Below are 274 nucleotides of genomic sequence, written 5' to 3'. Positions count from 1 at the left end.
GCTATCAGTACAAGTAAAAAGTTTTGCCAGAAAAAACCGCAAAGAATAAAACTTTCACATACTTGGCTACTATACATAGCAAGCTTCGTCGAAAGTTTTTTCAGCAAACTGCCACTCAAAATATTCCCTAAAATCAAACCAGCGGAACTTAAAACAATTAACACAGCAATGGACTGTCCGACTTGCAGATTCCAAAAAGGCCTTTTCAGCAATAAAAGAGTCGCTACTGGCGTCAGAATATTCAGAGTGACCTGCCCAAAGGTTGAAACCAATA

1 protein-coding gene is annotated in these 274 nt (G+C 38.7%); it reads right to left on the bottom strand.

Annotated elements, in window-relative coordinates; all coding sequences use genetic code 11:
• On the bottom strand, positions 1-274 hold a 274-nt coding region (locus AB2B41_RS23505), incomplete at both ends, for a hypothetical protein (protein WP_367880251.1).

Source organism: Sulfitobacter sediminis (assembly GCF_040811725.1).
Taxonomy (GTDB): Bacteria; Pseudomonadota; Alphaproteobacteria; order Rhodobacterales; family Rhodobacteraceae; genus Sulfitobacter; species Sulfitobacter sediminis.
This window is presented reverse-complemented; position numbering and strand designations above follow the sequence as displayed.